Annotated in this window: 3 protein-coding genes and 1 pseudogene; 1 reads left to right on the top strand and 3 read right to left on the bottom strand. The window is 47.6% G+C overall.

All coding sequences use genetic code 11. The features are described 5' to 3' along the window. Positions 1-1,036 (top strand): formylglycine-generating enzyme family protein (locus tag QTN94_RS19290; RefSeq protein ID WP_331428575.1); only part of this gene is annotated, 1,036 nt, incomplete at its 5' end. 35 nt (positions 1,037-1,071) lie between these two features. On the opposite strand, the gene QTN94_RS19285 is transcribed toward QTN94_RS19290, so the two are convergent. The 3 genes and pseudogenes from QTN94_RS19285 to QTN94_RS19275 form a co-directional block, all read right to left on the bottom strand. Next, positions 1,072-3,291 (bottom strand): LysM domain-containing protein, encoded by a 2,220-nt coding sequence (locus tag QTN94_RS19285; RefSeq protein WP_331428574.1) that lies wholly within the window; start codon positions 3,289-3,291, stop codon positions 1,072-1,074. Positions 3,292-3,460: 169 nt separating this feature from the next. Continuing rightward, a complete protein-coding gene (locus QTN94_RS19280; protein ID WP_331428573.1) occupies positions 3,461-4,060 on the bottom strand; it encodes a DUF4123 domain-containing protein in 600 nt (199 codons plus the stop codon). Beyond that, positions 4,042-4,423: pseudogene (locus tag QTN94_RS19275) on the bottom strand (type VI secretion system tip protein VgrG); the annotation flags it as partial. The gene QTN94_RS19280 and the pseudogene QTN94_RS19275, both read right to left, overlap by 19 nt.

Raw genomic sequence — 4,423 nt, 5'->3', positions numbered from 1 at the left:
AATGAATTATAAATGGCTAGGTCTTCTCGGGGCGATTCCTTTATTGGCAGCATGCAATAGCGATATCGACATTTCCAGCAACGTGCTTTCTCAACAGCAGCTCAACACCATTATTAGCAATGTCAACAAACACTATCCAGATGCAGACAGCGAACTAAAACAAAAGATCGCCGAGGTCGCGGTAAAGTCAATTGAGAATATGGTGTTTGTTGAAGGTGGCCGTTTTATTATGGGCGACTTTCGTATGCCCTGCATGAATGACGATCTTAATCGCCCAGTCTGGACGCCGGAAGCAAGCTGTTACAGTGATGTCGAGATTGTGAGTCGTGGTGCAGATATTCAACATGAAGTCACCCTAAGCAGTTATTCGTTGTCAAAGTATGAAGCGGAGTTACTGGATTATGATGTTTATTTACAAACACTTGGCCGACCATTTGAACAGAGTGAAGATGGAGGGAAGTACTTAGAGCGTAACTCAAAGGACTACCAAACATATTTACCTTATTTTACTAGTAAACCTGCCAGAGAAGTAAATTGGCAAGATGCAAAAAACTATTGTCAGTGGCTGGGGCAGTTAACGGCTCTGCCTGTCGATCTACCCACCGAAGCCCAGTGGGAATATGCCGCACGCAGCCGTGGTCAAAAACTCTACTACGCAACCAACAATGGCTTTATTCAGTTTAGGGGAAGGGGGTTTTATAACCCAGAATTAGGTGGCTATGAAGAGTTTACCGATAAAACCGCTAACATCGCCACAGGCCTAAACCCAGTTGGTATGTTTGCACCCAATCCCCTCGGTATTTATGATATGACTGAAAATGCCACAGAATGGGTTAATGATTGGTACGCCAAAGATTATTATAAAGTGTCACCGAAACGTGATCCTCAAGGGCCCGCAACGGGTGAATACAAAGTCAAACGAGGTGGGGTTGGTATGGTCAATGTTGGTCGTACATACCGCGAGCTAGAGGTCAGTGATACCGCTATCCGCTCAGGTTTTCGTTGCTCAGTTCAGAGCTCTGACTTGCCCTATTAATATTGAAAATGACCGCCTTACGGCGGTCGCTGTGGTTAAATATAGTAACCGTTGTTTTTATTTAAGCGCGCGATTTGCTGTTCAACTGTCTCCCTCTTCTGCCTCCAACTCCAGCCGGATCGCGGCGCAAACGGGTGCATTTGAGCAAAGTTGCTCTCGTTGATTTCCTTCACTTGCGCCAGTTTTAATACCCAGTTGTTAAAGCTTGTCTGTTGTTCGCCATCTAAAATCGCATTGATGCGCGCCAAATTGTCAAACAGCGCTTTGTCTTCTGCTTGTTTGCCACCTGATGGCTTTTCACCGGTGGCATTCATACGTGTGAGCACCTCTTCAAAACGTCGCCACGTTTTAACCCCACCAAGCAATAATATATAGATCGCCTTCTCTTGCTCCTCCTCCCACGACAAATAAAACGTCGTCACTAAAGTATTGAGCATAATGCCAACGGTTTCCGGCAATAATTCTTCAAACGGCACCTCACCGGTCACATCATGCCCATTAGGGTTGAAATGCTTAGTGATCCGCTGCGCCAGCTGACGGGCTTCCTTTTTCTTCTCGGATTCATTGTCCCACTTTTGAGTTCTTTTTTCCCACCATTTATTTATTGAAAGCTGAGTATTCATCACCGCCTGTTTAAGTGCTTCTTGTGGATTAGCAATCATATCGCTAGCAAAAGCGATATAGCTAGATTGCATAAGGTGCTCGTAGACACGACTATCTAGATTATCCAGTACCCGGTAATCGGTCGCTTTTAAGCCTTTAAAGAGGATAACCGCGAGTTGCCATAGCTGCTCAAAATCAATCGCAGTACCAAAGCCACCACTGGCGCCAGGGCCAAACACCAGACGCCCAGAACAATTAAAGTAGAATTTCCCATCATCGAGCGCCAATTGGAAATCCCATCCCGCACCTGCGCCAATAGCCACATTACCGTTGGCACCCACTTTGGCGAGGGTGGCGAAGTCAAACACCTTATCCAGTTTGGCATCTTGCGGCGCTTTCCATTCCAGCCCCCCTTCAACCTGACCTCCAACTTGAGCACCACCAAAAATATCGCCTTTCACGCCGACACCACCAGAAGCATTGGTACCCATACTAACGCTTGGAGAGAGCAGTATTTGGTGGCCGGGGTTGTTGTTGGCTTGATTAGTGAGTTCTAAGCGCCCGCTGGTCATCGCACCAACAAAACAGCTGAGCATTAAGCTAACTTTGGCTCTAAAGTGGCCAAAAGGATAAACGGCAGGCTGTTTGTTGGCATCAAGATAGCTAAGCTCTAGGGTATAACCACCTTCATAGGGGAAGTAACGGTGAAGCCCAACCGCACCTTCAGCCAGAGCGAAACTGGCCTCCGCACCAATGCCAATATCTATTTTGCCTTCGGATGGTTCAATCGTACTTTTGACGCTGGCTTGGGCAGCAAAGCGCAGTAGTTGCGCCTCTTGAGAGCTGGCAAAAAGAACTTCGCCATTGTCATCATGCAGCTTTTGAGTCGCTTTCCATTCATGGGCTTTCCAACCGTCCGCTTTCCAGTTGGCAAAGACAGCCTCTAGCTTACTGGTCTCGATATCATTGCGAATGCCTTTTTTAATGTCTTGGATAAAGGCTTGCTTTAGCCCTTGCCAGTCCCTCGCTTCTAAGGCTCGAGTGACTTCGGCATTAACGGTATTTTGTTTCCAGTTGTTTTTGGCACGCTCGACAAAATCCGCTCGCAGGTACACAAGTCGATTTTCGCTCACGAGCCAGGCTTCTAGCACATGCCTTTTCGCGGGCGTGCGTTCAAGCGTTTTGTGGTTCATCTTGTTAAGATCAACACTTTGTTTGTTGGAAGACTCTGGTACAACGGGTCTATTCGCTAAATCCTGCCAGTAGGCGAGCTCTTTCTCGAGAGCGGCGAGAACGTTATCGCGCACCGTGATGGCGGATGGCTCAGAGAAGTACGGGACATAAGTGTTCACTAACGCGCGGCGTTTCTCAAGTTCAGCGATTTTGCTTGCGATGTAGTTCTGTGTTTTTGGTTGTTCCGCAGACTGAGTCGCGGTGCCTGCTGCGGTGTTTTTTGGCGCGTCTACCTTGATGGCCCCTGCATAGACGCACTGCTCAAGCCACGCTTTTTTCTTTAGCGCATGCTGCTGCATCTCAGCGGGGTCAATGTTGTCGCCACTGGGTGCGTTTTCTAGCAGCGTTTTATAGGCTTGAATCAGCTCGTCGGTGATCTGAATTTCTTGTTTGAGCTTTGCTTGATCCTCTTGCGCCAAACAGTAATAGTCTGTTGGTGAATCCCTGTTAAGGTATCTCCCGCCCGAATGTAATTTGGGTCAGTCTGACATTGCGGATTCAGCGTCAAGAGGTCGACATATTCGACGCCTTGATCAATAGCAATTTGGAGTAAGGTATCCCCCGGTTGAATAGTATAGGTAGTCATTGTCATAGTGCTCCCCTACTCGCTTCAAGAATCGACTGCATCGTAGAGAGGTGTTCTGGAGTTATCGTCCACTGATATTGCTTAGGTGGGTGGAGAGGCTGTTCGATAGCCACCCAATACCATTGACCGTGGTACCAGTGAATTTGCTCTATGGATTGGAAAAACAGACTGCGTTCATCGTCCGTCATGCTCCCGAGTAATGGTAATAAGGTTCGTGGCTCATAGTAACGGAGCAAAGCGTCCGATTGCCCGGTCGAAACGACTAGACGCTCTCTGAGGAGTTTGACCAGTGACGTTTGAGGTGTGCCTTTTTTAACATATAGAAGGCTTGCGCAAGGCGTGCTTTGCATTTTCTCTATTACAATAGGAAACAGCTCTCGCCCATCTAGAGCAACTAACACGGGGCCACGTTCAATGTTGGCAAATTGTGTCTGCTCGAAAAGGGGGCAAAAGAAGGGCTCTGGAATGGTCTGATAAAGCTGAACTTGCCAATTTGGCCAAAGTTCAGGCTCGATAATCATATAGACATCCCATTCGTCTACGAAAATTGGCGCAGAACCCATTTCAACGCGCCACTGAGGCATTATTTGTGGATTTGACATTGGCCACCTCTATTACATTGACAAAGTTCTTTTAGCAACGAGCCATTTTCGACCATCTTGTTGTAGTCGACTTGGTTCATGGCTGGGAGCAACCCATCCGCAGCCATTGCTTCTTGAACCGGGGGAGTTATATCCTGTGTCAGGGAGTTGGGCAGCAAAGCAATCTGCCCAGAAAAACCACTGCCACTACCTGGGCTTCCACCCGAGTTTATATTGACTTTCGGGCCAACCAAGCTAACACCAGACGCGTCTAGTTTTATAAAGCTGCCACCGGCTTTCAAAGTCATTTCAGAGCCCGCTTCGATAACGACCTTCATACCGGCTTTGATGTGGAGTTCATTGCCAATTTCAAATGCATGCAAC

The organism is Vibrio sp. M250220, assembly GCF_036533795.1.
Taxonomy (GTDB): Bacteria; Pseudomonadota; Gammaproteobacteria; order Enterobacterales; family Vibrionaceae; genus Vibrio.
The sequence above is the reverse complement of the archived record's forward strand: the minus strand, read 5'-3'. Positions and strand labels throughout refer to the sequence as shown.